This window comes from Pseudomonas sp. E141 (assembly GCF_052659885.1).
Map to the genome: position 1 here is coordinate 5,076,471 of NZ_CP084024.1, position 18,328 is coordinate 5,094,798.

The following is an 18,328-nucleotide window of genomic DNA, read 5'->3' on the forward strand; positions in this document are numbered from 1 at the left end:
TATTTGTGTAAGGTTCACAGGCTCTATCGCGAGCAGGCTCGCTCCCACAATGGAGCGAGTCTCTTCAGAAAGAATGCGGTCGAATGTGGGAGCGAGCCTGCTCGCGATGAGGCCCTCCCAGGCCAGGCATCGCTCAGAGGTACTTGCATCTTCCCCATCCCACCCGCATAACTGCCCACATGAATCTGCCCTTCCCAGCCGACCACGCCATGGCAGGCTTTCATCCCGCCGTTCGCGCCTGGTTCAGCCAGACATTCCCGGCGGTCACGGCCGCCCAGGCCCGGGCGTGGCCGTTGATCGGGCAGCGCCGTTCGACCCTGGTGGCTGCGCCCACGGGATCGGGCAAGACCCTGACGGCATTTCTTGCCGTACTGGATGACCTGGTACACCGAGGCCTGGAACAGGGCGGTCTGCCGGACCAGACCCTGGTGGTCTACGTCTCGCCGCTCAAGGCACTGAGCAACGACATCCAGATCAACCTGCAAAACCCACTGGCCGGCATTACCGAACAATTGCGGCAGATGGGCCTGCCGCCGTTGCACATCACCACCGCCGTGCGCACCGGAGACACGCCACAAAAAGACCGCACAGCGATGCGCAAGACCGCGCCGCATATTCTGGTGACCACTCCCGAATCGCTTTACGTGCTGCTCGGCTCCGATTCCGGCCGGCAAATGCTCGCCAGCACCCGCACCGTCATTGTCGACGAGATCCACGCCATCGCCGCCAGCAAGCGCGGCAGTCACCTGGCCTTGAGCCTGGAGCGTTTGCAAGCGCTGTGCGCCGAACCGCTGATGCGCATCGGTCTGTCCGCCACGCAAAAACCCATCGAAGCGGTGTCGCGTTTTCTCGTTGGCCAGGGGCGCAGCTGTGAAATCGTCGACATCGGCCACGCCCGCCCCCGGGACCTGGACATAGAAGTGCCACCCGTGCCGCTCTCGGCGGTGATGGCCAATGATGTTTGGGAACTGGTCTACAACCGCCTCGCCGAACTGGCCCGGGAACACCGCACCACCCTGATTTTCGTCAACACCCGGCGACTGGCCGAACGCCTGAGCCGTCATTTGAGCGAACGCCTGGGCAAGCACGCCGTGGCCGCCCACCACGGCAGCCTGGCCAAGGAGTTTCGCCTCGACGCCGAACAACGGCTCAAGCGCGGCGAGTTGCAGGTGTTGATCGCCACCGCGTCCCTGGAACTGGGCATCGATATCGGCGACGTCGACCTGGTGTGTCAGATCGCCTCGCCGCGGTCGATCTCGGCGTTTTTGCAACGGGTCGGCCGCTCGGGCCATCAGGTTGGCGGCACGCCCAAGGGACGCCTGTTCGCCACCACCCGCGACGACTTGATCGAATGCGTCGCCCTGCTCGATTGCGTGCGCCGTGGCGAGCTGGACATTCTGCACATCCCCAAGGCGCCACTGGATGTGCTGGCCCAGCAGATCGTCGCCGAGGTCAGTTGCCAGGAATGGCCGGAACAGGCGCTGCTGGAAACCTTTCGCCGCGCCGCGCCCTATGCCGAGCTGGACGACGGCCACTATCAGGCGCTGCTGCACATGCTCGCCGAGGGCCTCAATGGTCGTCAGGGCGTGCGCAGTGCGTACCTGCATCGCGACGCCGTCACCCGCACCCTGCGCGGGCGCCGGGGCAGCAAGCTGACCGCCGTGACCAGCGGCGGCACCATCCCGGACAACGCCGACTACAGCGTGCTGCTCGAACCCCAAGGATTGAACATCGGCAGCGTCAACGAAGACTTCGCCGTGGAGAGCATTGCCGGCGACGTGTTCCAACTGGGCAATACCTCTTACCGCATCATTCGCGTGGAGACCGGTCGGGTGCGGGTCGAGGACGCCCAGGGCCAGCCGCCGACCATTCCGTTCTGGCTTGGCGAAGCCCCTGGCCGCAGCGCCGAGTTGTCCCTGGCGGTAGCCCGCCTGCAAGCCCAACTGGACCAACTGCTCGGTGCCACGCCGGGCAACTTGCAACCGGCCCTCGACTGGCTGACCGGCACCTTGCAACTGAACCTGGCCAGTGCCGAACAATTGGTGGACTACCTGGCCCCGGCACGCCTGACCTTCGGCGCCCTGCCGTCCCAGGACACACTGGTGATGGAGCGGTTTTTCGACGAGTCCGGCGGCACGCAACTGATCATCCATACGCCGTTCGGCAGCCGCATCAACCGCGCCTGGGGCCTGGCCCTGCGCAAGCGTTTCTGCCGCACCTTCAATTTCGAATTGCAGGCCGCCGCCAGCGAAGACGCCATTGTGCTGTCGCTGTCCACCAGCCACAGCTTCGAGCTGGACGAGGTCTGGCGCTATCTCAATAGCCATAGTGCCGAACAGATATTGATCCAGGCAGTGCTGGATGCGCCGCTGTTCGGCGTGCGCTGGCGCTGGAATGCCAGTGTCGCCCTGGCCTTGCCGCGCTATTCGGGCGGACGCAAAGTCGCTCCGCAGATCCAGCGCATGAAAAGCGAAGACCTGATCGCCAGCGTATTCCCGGACCAGATCGCCTGCCTGGAGAACCTCGCCGGCGAACGGGAAATCCCCAATCACCCACTGGTGGAACAGACCCTCGACGACTGCCTGCACGAAGCCATGGACAGCGAAGGGTGGCTGACGCTGTTGCAGCGCATGGAAGCCGGCGAGGTTCGTCTGATCAGCCGCGATCTGCCGGCGCCCTCGCCCCTGGCGGCGGAAATCCTCAGCGCCCGGCCCTACACCTTTCTCGACGACGCCCCGCTGGAAGAACGCCGCACCCAAGCGGTGATCAACCGGCGCTGGAGCGACCCGCAGTCTACCGACGACCTCGGCGCACTCGACGCCGACGCCATCCAGGCGGTACGGGACGAAGCCTGGCCGGCCCCCACCAACCTCGATGAAATGCACGAAGCACTGATGAGCCTGGCCTGCATCGCCGACAGCGAGGCAAGTGCTCAGCCGTCGTGGCTGGACTGGCTGCAGGCCCTGGCCGAGCGCGGCCGCGCCAGTCATGTACAGATCAGCGCCGAACGAGGTCTGTGGGTGGCGCTGGAACGGCTGACGTGTCTGCAAGCCATTTATCCACAGGCTCAATGGCGACCGCCGCTGACGCCGCTGGCGGGTTTCGATGAACCCTGGGACCGCGATGAGGCCATGGTGGAGGTACTGCGCGCGCGGCTCAGCGCCTTTGGTCCACTGCCGCTGGAGGCCATCGCCTACCCGCTGGGGCTAACGCCCCCGCCCATCACCCAGGCCCTGGCGCAACTGGAACAGCAAGGCTACGTGCTGCGTGGCCGATTCACCCCCGGCAGCGGACAGGAAGAATGGTGCGAGCGGCATTTGCTGGCGCGTATCCACCGCTACACCGTCAAGCGCCTGCGCCGGGAAATCGAGCCGGTGATGTTGCAGGATTTCATGCGGTTCCTGTTCGACTGGCAGCATCTGTCGCCGTCCACCCAAGGCCGGGGCAACGCGGTGCTGCCGTCGATCATCAGCCAGTTCGAAGGCTATCCGGCCGCCGCCTCGGCGTGGGACAGCGACCTGTTGCCGGCGCGGATCAAGGACTATTCCCCGAGTTGGCTCGATGAGCTGTGCCGCAGCGGCAAGCTGGTGTGGACGCGCCTGAGCGCTCGTCAGAAGCAATCTTCCAGCGCCTTGCGCAGCACGCCGATTGTGTTGCTGCCGCGCAATCAGGTCGCCCTCTGGAGCAGCCTGACTGAACAGACCCCTCCCAGCGAGCTGTCACCCAAGACGCAAAAAGTCCATAAGGCCCTCAGCGAACACGGCGCGCTGTTTTTCGATGAGTTGTTGCACGAGGCGCACTTGCTGCGCAGCGAACTGGAAATCGCGCTACAGGAACTGGTAGGCGCCGGGCTGGTAAATGCCGACAGCTTCGCCGGGTTGCGCGCGTTGATCACCCCTGCCAGTAAGCGCCAGGCGCGCAGCAGTCGGCGCGGGCGCGGGGCATTCGTTGGCGGCATGGACGATGCCGGGCGCTGGGCCTTGTTACGCCGTAGCACACCAGAGCCCGAGGAAGGAAACCGGCCAGCGGCGATACCGCCCGACACCCTGGAACACATCGCCATGACCTTGCTGCGCCGTTATGGCGTGGTGTTCTGGCGCCTGTTGGAGCGGGAGGCGGATTGGTTGCCGAGCTGGCGCGAGTTACTGCGCACGTTTCATCGCCTGGAGGCGCGGGGAGAGATTCGCGGCGGACGTTTTGTCAGCGGCCTGGCGGGCGAGCAATTCGCCCTGCCCGAAGCCATTCCATTGCTGCGGGAAGTGCGCCGCCGCCCCAGCGACGGCGCCCTGGTCGCGGTGTGCGGTGTCGACCCGCTGAACCTGGCCGGCACCTTGTTGCCGGGAGCGAAAGTACCGGCGCTGGCCAGCAATCGGCTGGTGTATCGCGATGGCCTGCCGGCGGCGGCGCAGATCGCGGGCAAACAGCATGTGTGGCTGGAGCTGGATGCGCAGGGCATGACTGAGGTAAGGAACAAGCTGATCCAGAGAAGTTGAGGGTGTCTGGACGGACCTCATCGCGAGCAGGCTCGCTCCCACATTTGATCTGCGCTGGGGGCCCATTGAGCAACTATTGAAACACAGCGAACAAGACTGCAGGACTTCACCTGCCCTCACCGTCGGTAACTCCATCGAAACTTTCTACCCCGCGCGACAGTCATCAAAAGACACAGGCGGTACGAGGTCATTGGCACGGGAGGGACACATGACGGCGATCCACATTGGCATTTCCGGTTGGCGTTATACGCCTTGGCGGGGGGATTTCTACCCCAAGGGGCTGACCCAGAAACGGGAATTGCAATTCGCCTCGCGAGCGGTCAACAGCATCGAAATCAATGGATCGTTCTACGCCCTGCAACGCCCCGAACGGTATGCCCAGTGGTACGCCGAGACCCCGCCCGGCTTCGTCTTCAGCGTCAAGGCGCCGCGTTTCATCACCCACATCAGACGTCTTCGGGACATTCACAAGCCGTTGGCCAATTTCTTCGCTTCCGGCGTGCTGGAGCTCAAGGAGAAACTCGGCGCGATCCTCTGGCAGTTTCCTCCCAGTTTCAAATTCGATCCCGAGTTGTTCGAAGACTTTCTCAAGCAACTGCCCCACAACACCGAAGATGCCGCCGCCCTGGCCCGGGAGCACGAACCGCGCCTGAACGGCCACGCCAGCACCCAGGCCGACAAGAAGCGGCCGCTGCGTCACGCGGTGGAGATCCGTCATGAAAGCTTTATCGATCCACACTTCATCACCTTGCTCAAACGCTACGACGTGGCACTGGTGATCGCTGACACCGCGGGAAAATGGCCGTATCGCGAAGACGTTACCAGCGACTTCGTGTACTTGCGCCTGCACGGAGCCGAGGAGCTATACGCCAGCGGCTACACCGATGCGGCCTTGAAACGCTGGGGCGAGCGGATCGAGGCCTGGAGCCACGGCACACAACCGCGCGATGCCCATTTGATCGACCCGAAAAAGAAACCCCGCGCCCGCAAGAGCCGGGAGGTGTTCTGCTATTTCGACAATGACATCAAAGTCCGTGCGCCCTATGACGCGCGTCACTTGTTGGAGCACTTCGACCTGGACAAGGACCTGGCCACCACGCCCGGCGAGCGCCCGGCCGAGGGGGTATTGCCATGAGCATCCCGGAGTTCACCGAAACGACCCGCGATCCAACCCAGGAACGGACGCAAGACCTCGACCGGATCAATCGCTTCACCGTCCTGACGGTCAACACCCATAAAGGTTTCACCGCCCTGAACCGGCGCTTCATCCTCCCGGAACTGCGCGAGGCGGTGCGCAGTGTGTCCGCCGACGTGGTGTTCTTGCAGGAAGTCCACGGCACCCACGAACACCACCCGCAGCGCTATTCCAACTGGCCGAGCATGCCGCAATACGAATTCCTCGCCGATAGCCTCTGGCCACAATTCGCCTACGGGCGCAACGCGGTGTACCCGGCGGGGGACCATGGCAACGCATTGCTGTCCAAATTCCAGATCATTCGCCACGACAACCTGGACGTGTCTATCAGCGGCCATGAAAGCCGCGGCATGCTCCACAGCGTGCTGCGTCTGCCGGGCGGCGATGAGCGGGAAATCCACGCCATCTGCGTGCACCTGGGGTTGCGCGAGGGGCATCGTGTCGAGCAATTGAAACTGCTTTGCCAGCGTTTGAGCGAACTGCCGCCCGAGGCGCCGGTGATTGTCGCCGGGGATTTCAATGACTGGCGCGGCAAAGCCAGCGAGCTGCTTGAACCCAGCGGCCTGCGGGAGGTGTTCGCCGAGCAATGGGGCAAGCCGGCCCGCAGCTTTCCGGCGCGCCTGCCGGTCCTGCGTCTGGACCGCATCTACGTGCGCAACCTCAAGGCCCGTCATCCCAAGGTATTGAACGTACGCCCCTGGTCGCACCTTTCCGACCATGCACCGCTTTCGGTGGAGATCGAATTATGAGCGCGACTATGAACAAGGCGACGGTGGAACAGGTAGAGGTTCCGCCGACCGAGCGCAATCCGGCGCTGGTGGACATCGAGTACGGTTGGCACGGCAATAACCGGGTCACGCTTTTGGAGAACGGCGAGGAGTATTTTCCCAGGGTCTTTGAGGCCATACGCCGGGCCGAAAAGGAAATCCTCCTTGAGACCTTCATTCTGTTCGAGGACAAAGTCGGTATCGAACTACGGGACCTGTTGGTGGACGCGGCCGGACGTGGCGTGCGCATCACCGTCAGCCTGGACGGTTTTGGCTGCGGCGAGCTGACCCCGGAATTTCTGGCGACATTGAGCGACGCCGGGGTGCGTTTGCAGATATTCGATCCCGCACCCCGGCACCTGGGCATCCGCACCAACTGGTTCCGGCGCCTGCACCGCAAGATCGTCGTGGTGGACGGTGTGATCGCGTTTATCGGCGGGATCAATTTTTCCGCAGACCATCTGGGCGACTTCGGTCCCGAGGCCAAGCAGGATTATTCCGTGGAGGTCAAAGGACCGGCGGTGGTGGATATCCATCACTTCGCGCTGTTGCAGAGCGGTCGGCCCAGCCGGGCCAAATATTGGTGGCAACGCCGCCGCAGCCGCCGCAACGAGTTGGCCTTCAACGATCATGATGGTCAGGTGCGGCTGGTCTATCGCGACAACCATGAGCATCAGACCGACATCGAAGAGGTGTACCTGCAAGTATTGCGTAGCGCCCAGCGACGCGTGGTCATTGCCAATGCCTATTTCTTCCCCGGTTTCCGGCTGCTGCGCGAGATCCGCAATGCCGCGCGGCGTGGCGTGGAAGTACGACTGATCCTGCAGGGCCAGCCGGACATGATGATCGCCAAGCTCGCGGCGCGGATGCTGTACAACTATCTGCTCAAGGCCGGCGTGGTGATCTACGAGTATTGCGAACGGCCGTTGCACGGCAAAGTCGCCTTGGTGGATGAGGACTGGAGCACGGTGGGCTCAAGTAACCTCGACCCCCTGAGCCTGTCCCTGAACCTGGAAGCCAATGTGCTGATCCGCGACCGGGCCTTCAACCGTGAATTGTTCGAGCGCCTCGATGATCTGAGCCGCAACCATTGCACCGTCATGCCGGCCAACCCTGCCCCTCGGGGCCTGCTGTGGCGCATGACCATCGGCTTTATGGTGTTTCACTTCCTGCGCCACTTTCCGGCCTGGGCCGGCTGGCTGCCAGCCCATAAGCCGCGCCTGAAACCTTTTTCGCCGCCCACGGCGGTTCGGAGCGAACCCCATGAACCACTCTGACGCGCACACGGCGCCAAGTGATGCCCACGCATCTGATGCCCACGCGGCCGAACACAGCAAACCCAAATCACGCTGGAGCCGCTGGAAACGCCCACTGACCCTGGCCTTCTTCCTGCTGCTGATCGTGTTGTTCACTGCCCTGGCCCGGCGCATTGACTGGGCCGAAGTGTTCGCGACCCTGGCGGACTTCAAACTGCGCACGTTGCTCATTGCCGCTGCGCTCACCGTTACCAGTTTCATCACTTACGCTTGCTACGACCTGATCGGCCGCACCTACATACGGCAGAAACTGGGCTGGCGGCAGATATTGCCGGTGGGGGTGATCAGCTACGCCTTCAATCTGAACCTCAGTGCCTGGGTCGGCGGCATCGCCATGCGCTACCGGCTGTATTCACGGCTGGGGGTCAGCAACGGGAACATCGCCAAGATCCTCGGCCTGAGCCTGGCCACGAACTGGTTTGGCTACATGACGTTGGCCGGGGTGGTGTTCAGCAGTGGCCTGGTAACGATGCCACCGGGCTGGAAACTGAGCAGCACTGCGCTGCAAGGCGTGGGCGTGCTGCTGCTGTGCATCAGTGCCGGTTATCTGGTGGCCTGTCGGTTTTCCAAACGTCGGGCCTGGACCATCCGCGGCATGGAAATCAACCTGCCGTCGCTGCGCATGGCGGGGCTGCAACTGGCGCTGGGGGCGTTGAACTGGTCGCTGATGGCGGCGGTGATCTTCACCCTGCTGCCGGGCAAGCTGGATTATCCGGTGGTGCTCGGGGTGCTGATGATCAGCAGCATTGCCGGGGTCATCACGCACATTCCGGCGGGATTGGGGGTGCTGGAGGCGGTGTTCATTGCCCTGCTGCAGCACGAGGTTTCTCGTGGCAGCCTGCTGGCGGGGCTGATTGCCTATCGGGCGATTTACTTCATCTTGCCGTTATTGATCACGGTGGTGATGTACCTGGTGATCGAGGCGAAGGCCAAGGCATTGCGGGTCAAGCCGGGGCCTAAGTGACGGGGTTCTGAGTATGGGTTGTCTGAGCGGGCCTCATCGCGAGCAGGCTCGCTCCCACAATTGATCTGCGGCGAACATAGGATTCCTGTCCACCAAAGATCTCCTGTGGGAGCGAGCCTGCTCGCGATAAGGGCCGCATGAACACAGCGCAATCACCGCGCCTGAATAATGCTCAACCGCTCACCCACTACCATCTCGGTGATCCAGTCCACCAGGATTGAGGTGTAGGCCTGTTGGGACACTGGGTCGCTCAAGGCATGGTCGGCGCCGTCGATGATCCGGTGCGTCAGCGAATGGGTCTGCTGGCACGCCGCTCGGTAGCTCATGATCGTCGCGTGGGGCACATGGTCGTCGGTCTCCGATTCCACCAGCAACACATCACCGGTGAACTGCGAGCACGCATGCAAGGCGCGATTGGTGTCGGCGTGCACCAGGGTACTGCGATAATCCAGCAGGTCAGTCTTGTCCAGGTCACGCTTGGGCGTGTGCCATTGCTCGTCGCGATACAGCGCCGGCACTCGCAAAGCCAGCCAGCGCACTGGCCGCAGCAACGTCAGGATCGCCGCCAGGTAACCGCCATAGCTGGTGCCCACCACGGCGATCGCCGAGGTGTCCAAGGCTGGATGGGCGAGCAGCCGGTCATAGGCGGTGAGCAAATCCCGCAGGTTATCTTCCCGGGTTACCCGGGATAACGGAATGCCCGCCCCGCCGGTATGCCCGCGCAAGTCAAAGGTCAGACAGACGCAACCCAGGCCGGCAATGCCTTTGGCGCGTTCCAGGTCACGCTCCTGGCTACCGCCCCAACCGTGGACGAACAACACCCCTGGAACCTTGGATTTAGGGCTCAGAAAGGTACCGTTCATGTATTCGTCGTCGATCTCGATCTGAATGGTTTCGCTTCTAGCCGTCATAGGAATGAACCGTTACGTATTTAAGAAGAAAGTCACCATTGTGCGCCGGGCCGCGATAGACCTCCCTGGCCCCAGGGGGCAGGGGCTGGTCAGTGTAGGTCTCCACCGAGGACACACGGACCGCGCTGGACGTAGGATCCTCAATGAACGCCTGCAACGCCGCGAGCTCAGCACTGCTGGCCCCGCCCATGCGCCATGACTGTTCCAGCACACCACCGCGAGGCTGACCACTGACGTCAATGCCCTGGGCGATGTCGTAATTGCGCCGCGAGGCAAAGAACGTTGGAAAAGCCTGATTGGCGGCATCGTCAAACACCTGCGCCAACCGCACCGCCTCACGTACATCGTCGGGCAGCTCAAGCTTGAGCAATTCAATATAGCCGCCCTGCACCGCCAACAGGTCCGAGCCGCCGTAAACCTCCAGCCCTTCACTGTCCCGCGTCAGATGTTGCACACCGCAGTAGCTCAAGACCTTGCCGTTGATGAAGCTCTGGCCGACGCTCTGGGTCTTGACCTGCTCAAGATTCTGCTCAAGCACCACACCGTCGCGAAACAGCGCTTGAGCCTCGGGGCCGGCGGCGATTTCATCGAATTGCGCCAGACTCTTGATCACCCGCTGATCGCGTCCGGCACAGGCATGGATAGGCTTGAAGCGGATCGCTCCGGTGTACAGCAGGTGCTCGGCCGCCTGGCGCGCGTCCTGGAGCGCAAATACCGTCACGCCATCGAGCACCGCCCCCCGGGTCAACTTGGCAAACAGCGGTGACCAGCCCAAGGGCGCGACCGCGTGCCTGTTCAGCAGACCGTGGGTGATTGCCTTGGTGCAGATAAAATCATGCTCGACGTAACCGCCCCATAGATCCTCCGGCCCTTTGACGCCCAAGCGCAGGGCGGCTTCGGCACCTATGACGGTTTGCGTGGGCAGCAAGTACAGATCATGGCCAGCATGATGCTGTTGGTCATAACTGCCGCCGTATTCAAGGCCGAGAATCTGCGCCAGCCAACGGGCCAGCGCCCGATTGGTTTCGACCTCATGAAGCGGCGCGTGGGGGTTGATCGAATGGTCCACTACCAGTTTGTTACGATTGACCGTCGTCATGCGGTGCCCTTTTAACTGCGCTCGATGGCTTTAGATAAAGGGGTGCAGAGATCAGGCCAACGGTGTTGCGAGCCAGGACGAGCAACGAAACGGGCGTCTGAGGGAGGATTGATAGCACCGGGCCTGTTTCATTCTGCACGACACCCTGAGGACATCCGGCAAATTGCACGACGACTGCGACGGTGGCGAAGAGATCGATGACTACTTTGGCGCATTCATCGGGCTGACCCCAAACCTCGTCCGATAATCACTGGGCGCCAACCCAGTAATTTTCTTGAACGTCGTGCGAAAAGCCCCCGGGTCCTGATAACCCACCGTCCAGGCAATGTGGTCGATGGTGCCATTGGTGAACTCCAGCATTTCCCGGGCCTTGCCGACGCGTAGGTGCTGGCAGTATTCGGTAGGTTTGAGCCCGGTGGCGGCGCGAAACCTGCGCAGGAAGGTGCGTTCCTCAAGCCCGGCCTGTTCGGCCATGGCGCCGAGGGAAACGTCCACTGCTCCGCTGCCTTGCAACCAGTGCTGGACCTTGAGAATGGCCGCGTCACCGTGTCCGAGGATGGGCGCAAAGTTACTGCCACATTGGCTGGCGCTGTCGCTGTGTTCGATCACCAGAAACTGCGCCGTGCGCGTGGCGATGCTGGGGCCGAGCAGGCGGTCCACCAGTCGTAGCCCCAGCTCTGACCAGGCCATCAGCCCGGCCGTGGTAATCAGGTCGCCATCGTCGACGATGGGCTTGTCGGCGTCGAGCTTGATCTTCGGATAACGCGCGGCAAAGGTCTTGGCCGAGGTCCAGTGGGTCGTGGCGCTGCGCCCATCGAGCAGGCCACTTTCGGCCAACAGAATCGAACCGACACACACCCCACCTAGCACCGTGCCGTCGGCATGCCGCGCTCGCAACCAGGTCATCAGCGCCTGCGACACCAGCCCCTCACTGAAACCGGCGATGGACGGTGGAATCAGCAGCGCAACCAGTCTGCCCTGAGGACCGGCGAAACTCTCGAACACCCGGGTCGGCACTTCTCCCTCCTGCGCTCGCCAATGACTGACCCGCAGGCGCGGCAACTGAGAACTGGCTTGCTCGTCGGCAATCCGCTGCGCCACGGCGAACAGATCGGTCAAGCCATGCACCGCCGCCAGTTGCGCGCCGGGGTAGATGAGCACCCCGAGCTCAGCGACTGCCCTTTGCTGCGTCATTGTCAGTTTTCCCTCGCTTATTGTCGTTACGGCCCATTCTGAAACCGGTGGCATGAGCCAATACTGGCTTCAGACCCCACTGATCGAGGAAGCCTTATGTCCAAGCAAGCGCTCATCGTAGTCGATATCCAGAACGACTACTTCCCCCAGGGAAAATGGCCATTGGTCGGTGCCGAAGCGGCCGCCGATAACGCCGCCAGACTGATCGAAGCCTTTCGCCAGGCCGCGGATCAGGTGGTGCACATCCGTCACGAATTCACCTCCGATTCCGCACCGTTCTTCACCCCAGGCTCTGAAGGTGCGCAACTGCATCCCAAAGTGCTCAACCGCACCGACGAACCAGTGGTGCTCAAGCACTTCGTCAACTCGTTTCGCGAAACCCAATTGCAAGCCATCCTTGACCGCCACGACATTAAGCATCTGGTGATCGTCGGCAGCATGAGCCACATGTGCATCGACGGGGTCGCCCGGGCGGCGGCGGACATGGGCTATGAGGTCACGGTGATTCACGATGCTTGTGCCAGCCGCGATCTGGAATTCAATGGGCTCGTCGTCCCGGCGGCTCAAGTGCATGCGGCCTTCATGTCGGCCCTGGGTTTTGCCTATGCGGATGTGGTGAGCACTGAACAGTTTTTGGCTGCCCGCCACTGAGTGATGCCCCAAGCGGCAAATCCAAGGCTAAAAAAAACCGCGCCTCGTAAACCGAAGCGCGGTTTTGTTTTTAGCTTGAAGCTCGCTGCCTGGAGCTTCCAGCGGCTTTAGAACGGAATATCGTCATCAAAGCTGTCGAAATCCGGAGCCGGTTGTGGCGCGGCCTGTTGCGGAGCCGCTGGACGTTCACGCTGTGGCTGAGGCGCCGACTGCGGGCGAGGTGCTTGCTGACGCGGAGCAGCCTGCTGGTAGTTGTTGCCACCTTGCTGCTGGTCACCCTGTGGACGACCGCCCAGCAGTTGCATGGTGCCTTGCATGTCGACCACGATTTCGGTGGTGTAGCGCTTGATGCCGTCTTTTTCCCACTCGCGGGTCTGCAGCTTGCCTTCGATGTACACCTGCGAACCCTTGCGCAGGTATTCGCCGGCGATTTCGGCCACCTTGCCGAACATCGACACGCGGTGCCATTCGGTCTTCTCGACCTTCTGGCCGGTCTGCTTGTCGGTCCACTGTTCGCTGGTCGCCAGACTCAGGTTGGTCACAGCGTTGCCATTGGGCAGGTAGCGAACTTCGGGATCCTGGCCGCAAGTACCGACCAATATGACTTTGTTAACCCCACGGGCCATAACGTTCTCCTAGGCTTCGCACGTGGTCGGGGCCGGGTTGTTCACCAGGCGCTCGAGCGTCGCGCGATCCAATAATTCGGTGTCCAGTTTGATATAAACGGCCGCTTCGTCGGCGACCACCACTGCATCGGTTACTCCAACGACGGCCTTAAGGCGCTCGGTCAGGCCTGCTTCGCGGATGGCTTCGGGCGACAACGGCAAGCGCAGGCTCGTCACATACGGAGGTTCGCGCATGGTAACAGCAAAGACCAGCCAAAGTGCAGCCAGCGCGGCGCATCCCAGGAACACAACCGACAAACCGCCATGCTGGAACAACCAGCCGCCGAGGATCCCGCCCAACGCCGAACCGAGGAACTGGCTGGTGGAGTAAACCCCCATCGCCGTGCCCTTGCCACCCGCCGGTGAAACCTTGCTGATCAGCGACGGCAGCGACGCCTCCAGCAGATTGAACGCGGTGAAGAACACCACTGTGCCGATCACCAGGGCCCGCAGGCTGTCGCCGAACTGCCAGAAGAATAGCTCAGTGAGCATCAGCGTCACGACGGCGCCGAGCAAAACTCGTTTCATTTTGCGTCGCTTCTCGCCGTAGATGATGAACGGAATCATGGCGAAAAACGAAATCAGCAGCGCAGTCAGGTAAACCCACCAGTGCTGCTCCTTGGGCAGGCCGGCCTTCTCCACCAGCGCCAGCGGCAAGGCAACGAAGCTGGACATCAACATGGCGTGGAGCACGAAGATGCCCAGGTCCAGACGCAGCAGGTCCGGGTGCTTGAGCGTCGGCATCAGCGCCTGGCGAGCCACCCCTGATTCGCGGTGCTGCAACGGCCCGGTGGAGCGCGGCACCATGAACGCCACGATCAGGATGCCCACCAGCGCCATGCCCCCCGTGACCAGAAACAGCCCCGACAAGCCAAAGGCGCGGGTCAGCAACGGCCCGACGACCATGGCGACGGCGAACGACAGACCGATCGTCATGCCGATCATGGCCATGGCCTTGGTCCGATGCTGTTCGCGGGTCAGGTCCGACAGCAAAGCCATGACGGCTGCGGAAATCGCCCCGGCGCCTTGCAGGATGCGTCCGGCGATCACGCCCCAGATCGAATCGGCATTGGCCGCCAGCACACTGCCCAGGGCGAAGACAATCAAGCCCAGGTAGATGACGGGACGCCGGCCTATGCGGTCGGAAATGACCCCGAACGGGATCTGGAAAATCGCCTGGGTCAGGCCGTACGCGCCAATCGCCAACCCGATGAGGGCCGGGGTCGCGCCTGCCAGATCCATCCCATAGGTCGCCAGCACCGGCAACACCATGAACATGCCCAGCATACGGAAGGCGAACACAAGAGCCAGACCGCTTGCTGCGCGTGTCTCGCCGCTGCTCATGCGTTCGCTGTGGGGATCGTGCATGGAAAAACCTCGTGTGAACCGGCGGCGATTCTACCAGTCCCATCGATTGAGGGGGTATATCGCGACCGTTTGCCGCGCAGTCTTCATGTATGACTGCAAACTCACTTTCAATAGTGTGCATCCATCCAGTATTTGCCCGTATACTCCTACGTTTTCGACGCCCGCCGAGCGAGGCCACTTTGGACAAGATCCTGATTCGTGGGGCCCGTACCCACAACCTGAAGAACATCGACCTGACCCTGCCACGGGACAAGCTGATCGTCATCACCGGCCTGTCCGGATCCGGCAAATCATCCCTGGCCTTCGACACCCTGTACGCTGAAGGCCAGCGGCGCTATGTCGAATCGCTGTCGGCCTACGCCCGGCAGTTCCTGTCGATGATGGAAAAACCCGACGTCGACACCATCGAAGGCCTGTCGCCGGCGATTTCCATCGAACAGAAGTCGACTTCCCACAACCCACGCTCAACCGTCGGCACCATCACCGAGATCTACGACTACCTGCGCCTGCTGTATGCGCGGGTCGGTATTCCCCGGTGTCCCGACCACGACATCCCGCTGGAAGCCCAGACCGTCAGCCAGATGGTCGACCTGGTGCTGGCCCAGCCCGAAGGCAGCAAGTTGATGCTGCTGGCGCCGGTCATCCGCGAGCGCAAGGGCGAGCACCTGATGGTCTTCGAAGAACTGCGCGCCCAAGGCTTCGTTCGGGCACGGGTCAACGGCAAGCTGTGCGAGCTGGACGAACTGCCGAAGCTGGATAAACAGAAAAAGCATTCGATCGATGTGGTGGTCGACCGCTTCAAGGTCCGGGCCGACCTGCAACAGCGTCTGGCCGAATCCTTCGAGACCGCGCTGAAGCTGGCCGACGGCATCGCCCTGATAGCGCCGATGGACGACGAGCCCGGCGAGGAAATCATCTTCTCGGCGCGCTTCGCCTGCCCGATCTGCGGCCACGCCATCAGCGAGCTGGAGCCCAAGCTGTTCTCCTTCAACAACCCGGCCGGCGCGTGCCCGACCTGCGATGGCCTGGGGGTCAAGCAGTTCTTCGACACCAAGCGCCTGGTCAATGGCGAACTGACCCTGGCCGAGGGCGCGATTCGCGGCTGGGACCGGCGTAACGTCTACTACTTCCAGATGCTCGGGTCGCTGGCGGCCCACTACAAGTTCAGCCTGGACAAACCCTTCAACGAGCTGCCCGCCGACCAGCAGAAATTCATCCTGCACGGCAGCGGCTCACAAAGTGTCGACTTCAAATACCTGAACGACCGTGGCGATATCGTCAAACGCTCCCACCCGTTCGAAGGCATCGTGCCGAACCTGGAGCGGCGTTATCGCGAGACCGAATCGGCCAGCGTGCGCGAAGAGCTGGCCAAGTTCCTCAGCACCCAGCCCTGCCCCGATTGCCGCGGTACCCGTTTGCGTCGAGAGGCGCGGCATGTGTGGGTCGGTGAGAAAACCCTGCCGGCGGTGACCAACCTGCCGATTGGGGACGCCACCGACTACTTCGGCGGCTTGAAGCTCACCGGCCGCCGGGGCGAAATTGCCGACAAGATCCTCAAGGAAATCCGCGAGCGCCTGCAATTTCTGGTGAACGTTGGCCTGGACTACCTGACCCTCGATCGCAGCGCAGATACCTTGTCCGGCGGCGAAGCCCAGCGTATTCGCCTGGCCAGCCAGATCGGTGCCGGCCTGGTGGGGGTGATGTACATCCTCGACGAACCGTCCATTGGCCTGCACCAGCGGGACAACGATCGACTGCTCGGAACGCTCAAGCACCTGCGGGACATCGGCAACACGGTGATCGTGGTCGAACACGACGAGGATGCGATCCGCCTGGCGGATTACGTCGTGGACATCGGTCCGGGTGCGGGCGTGCATGGCGGGCATATCGTTGCCCAAGGCACAGCCGCCGAAGTCATGGCGCATCCCGACTCCCTGACCGGCAAATACCTGTCGGGCCGGGTGAAGATCAAGGTGCCGGCCAAGCGTACGCCGCGCAACAAGAAGCTGTCGCTGAGCCTCAAGGGCGCCCGTGGCAACAACCTGCGCAACGTTGACCTGGACATCCCGATTGGGCTGCTGACTTGCGTGACCGGTGTGTCCGGCTCCGGCAAATCGACGCTGATCAACAACACCCTGTTCCCCCTCAGCGCTACGGCCCTGAACGGCGCCACGACCCTGGAGGCCGCCGCCCACGACAGCATCAAGGGCCTGGAGCATCTGGACAAGGTCGTCGACATCGACCAGAGCCCCATCGGTCGCACACCGCGCTCCAACCCGGCGACTTATACCGGGCTGTTCACGCCGATTCGCGAGCTGTTCGCCGGCGTGCCGGAGTCCCGTTCACGCGGCTATGGCCCAGGGCGTTTCTCGTTCAACGTCAAGGGCGGGCGCTGCGAAGCCTGCCAGGGCGACGGCCTGATCAAGGTCGAGATGCACTTCTTGCCGGACATCTATGTGCCGTGCGACGTGTGCAAGAGCAAGCGCTACAACCGCGAAACCCTGGAGATCAAGTACAAGGGCAAGAATATCCACGAAACCCTCGAGATGACCATCGAAGAGGCCAGGGTGTTCTTCGACGCGGTGCCGGCCCTGGCGCGCAAGCTCCAGACGCTGATGGATGTGGGGCTGTCGTACATCAAGCTTGGGCAATCGGCAACGACGTTGTCCGGCGGCGAGGCCCAGCGGGTCAAGCTGTCTCGCGAGCTGTCCAAGCGTGATACCGGCAAGACCCTGTACATCCTCGACGAGCCGACCACGGGCTTGCACTTCGCTGATATCCAGCAATTGCTCGACGTCCTGCATCGCCTTCGCGACCATGGCAACACCGTGGTGGTAATCGAGCACAACCTGGATGTGATCAAGACGGCGGACTGGCTGGTGGACCTGGGGCCGGAAGGCGGCTCCAAGGGTGGTCAGATCATCGCGGTGGGTACGCCTGAGGAAGTGGCCGAGATGAAGCAGTCGCACACTGGCTACTACCTCAAGCCGCTGCTGGAGCGTGACCGGGACTGATTTCTCCCCGGCCACGAAAAAGCCCCTGTCATCTCATCAATGACAGGGGCTTTTTTGTTTGATCGCTCTTACGCTCCGCGTGGGAATGCAGCTTGGGACGCTCTGCGTTCCCTTTCCCTGCAATCAGAACTGCGACTGCAGGTAGTTTTCCAGGCCTATCAACTTGATCAGGCCCAGCTGCTTCTCGAGCCAGTAGGTATGGTCTTCTTCGGTGTCGTTGAGCTGGATGCGCAGGATCTCGCGGGTCACGTAATCGTTGTGCTGTTCGCAGAGCTCAATGCCCTTGCACAACGCGGCACGGACTTTGTATTCCAGGCGCAGGTCGGCCGCGAGCATGTCTGGCACCGTAGTACCGATGTCCAGATCATCCGGGCGCATGCGTGGCGTACCTTCGAGCATCAGGATCCGGCGCATCAACGCATCGGCGTGCTGGGCCTCTTCTTCCATCTCATGGTTGATACGTTCGTAGAGCTCGGTAAAACCCCAGTCCTCGTACATCCGCGAGTGGATGAAATATTGATCACGGGCTGCCAGTTCGCCTGTCAGCAGCGTGTTGAGGTAATCGATTACGTCTGGGTGACCTTGCATCGCCCTACATCTCCACAAGCTTTGAAGGCTCTAGTTTGAACCAAGCTGACCGCAAGGTCACTCGCCTATCGCAATAAAAGCGAAGAAAATCCGAGAAAAGCCG

General features: G+C 62.2%; 13 protein-coding genes. 7 read left to right on the forward strand and 6 right to left on the reverse strand.

Annotated elements, in window-relative coordinates:
- Nucleotides 1–179: 179 nt before the first annotated feature.
- The 5 genes from GKKCFE_RS22695 to GKKCFE_RS22715 all read left to right on the forward strand — a co-directional run bounded on the left by GKKCFE_RS22695 (nt 180) and on the right by GKKCFE_RS22715 (nt 8,735).
- The gene (locus GKKCFE_RS22695) at nt 180–4,493 is read left to right on the forward strand and encodes a DEAD/DEAH box helicase (RefSeq protein ID WP_445577121.1); all 4,314 of its coding nucleotides are present in this window, start codon (nt 180–182) and stop codon (nt 4,491–4,493) included.
- 208 nt (nt 4,494–4,701) lie between these two features.
- The gene (locus tag GKKCFE_RS22700) at nt 4,702–5,628 is read left to right on the forward strand and encodes a DUF72 domain-containing protein (RefSeq protein ID WP_047229758.1); all 927 of its coding nucleotides are present in this window, start codon (nt 4,702–4,704) and stop codon (nt 5,626–5,628) included.
- On the forward strand, nt 5,625–6,437 hold the full coding sequence (locus GKKCFE_RS22705) for an endonuclease/exonuclease/phosphatase family protein (protein WP_076383448.1): 813 nt from the start codon (nt 5,625–5,627) through the stop codon (nt 6,435–6,437). Before GKKCFE_RS22700 ends, GKKCFE_RS22705 begins: the two co-directional genes overlap by 4 nt.
- Nucleotides 6,434–7,732, forward strand: coding sequence for a cardiolipin synthase ClsB (gene clsB / locus GKKCFE_RS22710; protein ID WP_047229760.1), 1,299 nt, complete (start codon nt 6,434–6,436; stop codon nt 7,730–7,732). Before GKKCFE_RS22705 ends, clsB begins: the two co-directional genes overlap by 4 nt.
- Nucleotides 7,719–8,735, forward strand: a complete 1,017-nt coding sequence (locus GKKCFE_RS22715) for a lysylphosphatidylglycerol synthase domain-containing protein (RefSeq protein ID WP_160893667.1) — start codon at nt 7,719–7,721, stop codon at nt 8,733–8,735. The genes clsB and GKKCFE_RS22715 overlap by 14 nt, the downstream gene beginning before the upstream one ends.
- A 152-nt stretch (nt 8,736–8,887) precedes the next feature.
- On the opposite strand, the gene GKKCFE_RS22720 is transcribed toward GKKCFE_RS22715, so the two are convergent.
- The 3 genes from GKKCFE_RS22720 to GKKCFE_RS22730 form a co-directional block, all read right to left on the reverse strand.
- Nucleotides 8,888–9,646, reverse strand: a complete 759-nt coding sequence (locus GKKCFE_RS22720) for an alpha/beta hydrolase family protein (protein WP_047229762.1) — start codon at nt 9,644–9,646, stop codon at nt 8,888–8,890.
- Nucleotides 9,636–10,745: a DUF3182 family protein gene (locus GKKCFE_RS22725; protein WP_445577122.1), complete on the reverse strand. Its 1,110-nt coding sequence runs from the start codon at nt 10,743–10,745 to the stop codon at nt 9,636–9,638. The genes GKKCFE_RS22720 and GKKCFE_RS22725 overlap by 11 nt, the downstream gene beginning before the upstream one ends.
- A 201-nt stretch (nt 10,746–10,946) precedes the next feature.
- Complete coding sequence (locus tag GKKCFE_RS22730; protein WP_445577123.1) at nt 10,947–11,939, reverse strand: GlxA family transcriptional regulator; 993 nt, start codon at nt 11,937–11,939, stop codon at nt 10,947–10,949.
- A gap of 96 nt (nt 11,940–12,035) precedes the next feature.
- On the opposite strand from GKKCFE_RS22730, the gene GKKCFE_RS22735 reads away from it, so the two are divergent.
- On the forward strand, nt 12,036–12,590 hold the full coding sequence (locus tag GKKCFE_RS22735; RefSeq protein WP_139049050.1) for a cysteine hydrolase family protein: 555 nt from the start codon (nt 12,036–12,038) through the stop codon (nt 12,588–12,590).
- 107 nt (nt 12,591–12,697) lie between these two features.
- On the opposite strand, the gene GKKCFE_RS22740 is transcribed toward GKKCFE_RS22735, so the two are convergent.
- Both GKKCFE_RS22740 and GKKCFE_RS22745 read right to left on the reverse strand, forming a co-directional pair.
- Nucleotides 12,698–13,216, reverse strand: a complete 519-nt coding sequence (locus tag GKKCFE_RS22740; protein WP_047229766.1) for a single-stranded DNA-binding protein — start codon at nt 13,214–13,216, stop codon at nt 12,698–12,700.
- 9 nt (nt 13,217–13,225) lie between these two features.
- Entirely contained in the window at nt 13,226–14,623 is a 1,398-nt protein-coding gene (locus tag GKKCFE_RS22745; RefSeq protein ID WP_076383444.1) for an MFS transporter, read from the reverse strand.
- A 179-nt stretch (nt 14,624–14,802) separates the two neighbouring features.
- On the opposite strand from GKKCFE_RS22745, the gene uvrA reads away from it, so the two are divergent.
- Entirely contained in the window at nt 14,803–17,637 is a 2,835-nt protein-coding gene (uvrA, locus tag GKKCFE_RS22750; RefSeq protein WP_445577124.1) for an excinuclease ABC subunit UvrA, read from the forward strand.
- A gap of 123 nt (nt 17,638–17,760) precedes the next feature.
- Here the strand turns inward: uvrA and bfr are convergent, their stop codons facing one another.
- Nucleotides 17,761–18,225 carry a bacterioferritin gene (bfr, locus tag GKKCFE_RS22755; protein WP_025215751.1) on the reverse strand — a complete coding sequence of 155 codons (465 nt, stop codon included), beginning with the start codon at nt 18,223–18,225 and terminating at the stop codon, nt 17,761–17,763.
- Between the last annotated feature and the right edge of the window lie 103 nt (nt 18,226–18,328).

Coding starts and splice junctions, on each gene's coding strand:
- GKKCFE_RS22705 (WP_076383448.1), top strand. CDS start 5,625: ATGAGCATCCCGGAGTTCACCGAAACGACCCGCGATCCAACCCAGGAA.
- bfr (WP_025215751.1), bottom strand. CDS start 18,225: ATGCAAGGTCACCCAGACGTAATCGATTACCTCAACACGCTGCTGACA.
- GKKCFE_RS22735 (WP_139049050.1), top strand. CDS start 12,036: ATGTCCAAGCAAGCGCTCATCGTAGTCGATATCCAGAACGACTACTTC.
- GKKCFE_RS22695 (WP_445577121.1), top strand. CDS start 180: ATGAATCTGCCCTTCCCAGCCGACCACGCCATGGCAGGCTTTCATCCC.
- GKKCFE_RS22730 (WP_445577123.1), bottom strand. CDS start 11,939: ATGACGCAGCAAAGGGCAGTCGCTGAGCTCGGGGTGCTCATCTACCCC.
- clsB (WP_047229760.1), top strand. CDS start 6,434: ATGAGCGCGACTATGAACAAGGCGACGGTGGAACAGGTAGAGGTTCCG.
- GKKCFE_RS22715 (WP_160893667.1), top strand. CDS start 7,719: ATGAACCACTCTGACGCGCACACGGCGCCAAGTGATGCCCACGCATCT.
- GKKCFE_RS22745 (WP_076383444.1), bottom strand. CDS start 14,623: ATGCACGATCCCCACAGCGAACGCATGAGCAGCGGCGAGACACGCGCA.
- GKKCFE_RS22700 (WP_047229758.1), top strand. CDS start 4,702: ATGACGGCGATCCACATTGGCATTTCCGGTTGGCGTTATACGCCTTGG.
- GKKCFE_RS22720 (WP_047229762.1), bottom strand. CDS start 9,646: ATGACGGCTAGAAGCGAAACCATTCAGATCGAGATCGACGACGAATAC.
- GKKCFE_RS22725 (WP_445577122.1), bottom strand. CDS start 10,745: ATGACGACGGTCAATCGTAACAAACTGGTAGTGGACCATTCGATCAAC.
- GKKCFE_RS22740 (WP_047229766.1), bottom strand. CDS start 13,216: ATGGCCCGTGGGGTTAACAAAGTCATATTGGTCGGTACTTGCGGCCAG.